The sequence below is a fragment of the Nostoc sp. CHAB 5715 genome, assembly GCF_020829685.1.
Lineage (GTDB): Bacteria > Cyanobacteriota > Cyanobacteriia > Cyanobacteriales > Nostocaceae > Nostoc.
Map to the genome: position 1 here is coordinate 1 of NZ_JAIVFR010001065.1, position 2,400 is coordinate 2,400.

Here is a 2,400-nt window from a genome sequence, read left to right on the forward strand (position 1 = left end):
CGATTTTCTTAGGAATTGCGATCGCTTGGACATCACTACCATCAAGTTTAATTTTGTAAGCAGCGTTTCCACCCCCATCAATGACATAAGCAGTATCGCCACTAATAGTCAGATCGAAAGGATTGGTAACTACATCCTGACCATCTGGATTGTTGATAATTTCATACTTGCCGAAGTCGAAAATACTTTCCAGTTCTCCGGTGTTCAAGTCAGCTTTGAAAAGTTGTGCTAACTGTGGAGCATTCAAAACTTTATCAGGTGGGGATGGCGGGAAAACCTTAAGTTGCGTTTCTGGGATAGGGTATTTAGAACCAAGAGCAAGTGTTTCTTTATCGCGGTTTCCTGGATAACCAGCAAACCCAGTTAAAAGATAAGCATTTCCTTTAGAATCGAATTGGAAATCTTGAATACCGGCTCCTTGGTTGCCGCTGGGTTGTTCTGCTACAGACACAAAGTTATTAAATAGACGCTTTTGTGTACCATCTGGTGAGACTTTAACGAGTGAACCAGTATTGCCTACACAAAGAGGCTGAAATATTGCACTCGGAGATGGCTGGCAATTCCCGTTTCCTCCAATACCTGGCTCTGCTACGTAGAGAGTGCCGTCAGGGCCAAAGCTAACAGCCCGTGCATTACTGACTCCATCGACAATTGTCGTTAGCGTTGCAGCTTGTACAGATGGCGTTCCACAAATAGCAGCAAAACAAAATGTAAGAGATGTAAGAGCAAATGACTTGAGTTTCATACCTTTGGAGATTGAGAGTTAAATAATTTGTTTGTGGAAACTTTATCAAGAAAAGAATTAGGAGTCAGGAGTCAGGGGTTACAATTGAGAATTTAGGAGTCAGAATTCAGGAGAATTTTGTAGGACTGGTGATTAGGTAAGGTTTTGGTAGCTCTCTTTTTTATGTAACCAACCAACGCCAACGCCCAAGACACCGATCGCTAATATGCCGAAAGCAGAACTAGGTTCAGGAATAGACTTGGTATTTTCAATTCTGAGAACTTGTCCAAATCCTGGGCGATCGCCTCGGTTTGTGACGTATACTGCACCATCAGCACCAATAGTCAAGGCGCTAGGCGACTCTAATCCATTCCCACTCAGAAGAGTTGTGCGTGTCCCATTGGTAGCTATTTTGATGACAGAACCATCAAAATCACCTTTCCAAGCTGACTGATTGGCGTACTGCAAAGCATATAAATTGCCCTCAGTATCAAATTCCAAGTCTGTGAGTTGGGTAAAACCATCTGCATATACTGTTGGTGTTGCATCAGCGCCGACTCGATAGATGTTTGCCCCACCTTCTGGGAAGGGAAAACCTGTAAATTGGCTGATGTAATAAGCGCCATCAGGGCCTTTGGTCACACTTGAGGGTACTGCTTGGCTTGCAAACTGCGATGGGCGAAGCCCCGCCTTCGGCGATCGCACCACTTCACCTTCAGATGGCACCTGTGCTGGTTCATTGGATGGTGTACCGGAGGGTGGAAAGACGGGATTAGCTAATATTTCTTGGGGAAACGCAACTATCGCCTGCAAATTACTCCCATCAGTATTAACACTGAGTAAATCATTTGCACCGGCATCAACTGCAATTAAATTATTGCCATCTATTACAAAACCCAAGGGATTGCTACCGACATCACCAGCATCGGGATTGTTGGCGAGTTCATAATTACCTAAATCGGCAACACTCGCCCAGGAATTGGTATTAAAGTCGGGAGCGATGATTTTAGCGAGGTCAGTGTAACCTAAATTGCGATCGCGAAAGGTTGGATTAGCGCCATACCCAATCAGAACATAAGGTTTACCTTGAGCATCAAATTTGATATCACGAGGGCCAGCCGCTCCAGTGCCATCTGGTAATGCTAAGGAAGGAAGTCCTGTAAGTATGCGCTCGGTTTTACCATTCTGAATTTTGGTAACTGCCCCACTTGTGCCATAGCATAAAGAATCGCCTTGACCGCTTGCTGGTGGAACACAACCTCCACTTCCCCCTATTCCCGCCTCTGTAACATAGAGATTACCATCAGGGCTAAAGCTCAGTCCGCCAGCGTTATATAGACCGTCGGCGATGACTGAAAAGGATGCAGCTGAGGCAGCTTTGATTTCAGAAAAAGCGGCAACACAAAAAGTTAGGAAGGTAATGGTAAGTTTCATATTTTGTCGTTTGTCATTTGTCCTTTGTCATTTGTCATTTGTTATTTGTCCTTTGTTAGTTTTTAGATGACCAATGACTAATGACCTTTTGTCATTTGTCATTTGTCCTTTGTCATTTGTCCTTTGTTAGTTTTTAGATGACCAATGACTAATGACCAATGACTAATGACCAATGACTAATGACAAAATATGAAACTAGATCGGAAGAGCACACGACAGAACGCCCAGTCACACATTGGCAT

The 2,400-nt window shown here is 43.9% G+C and carries 2 protein-coding genes; both read right to left on the minus strand.

Features of this window, described 5'->3' with window-relative positions:
• On the minus strand, nucleotides 1–745 hold a 745-nt coding region (locus tag LC574_RS35910; RefSeq protein WP_229458388.1), incomplete at its 3' end, for a ScyD/ScyE family protein.
• A 132-nt stretch (nucleotides 746–877) separates the two neighbouring features.
• A complete protein-coding gene (locus LC574_RS35915; protein ID WP_229458390.1) occupies nucleotides 878–2,158 on the minus strand; it encodes a ScyD/ScyE family protein in 1,281 nt (426 codons plus the stop codon).
• Nucleotides 2,159–2,400 lie beyond the last annotated feature (242 nt).

What these genes read in the sequence shown, in the direction of transcription:
- LC574_RS35915 (WP_229458390.1), bottom strand. Translation starts at nt 2,158, where the DNA reads ATGAAACTTACCATTACCTTCCTAACTTTTTGTGTTGCCGCTTTTTCT.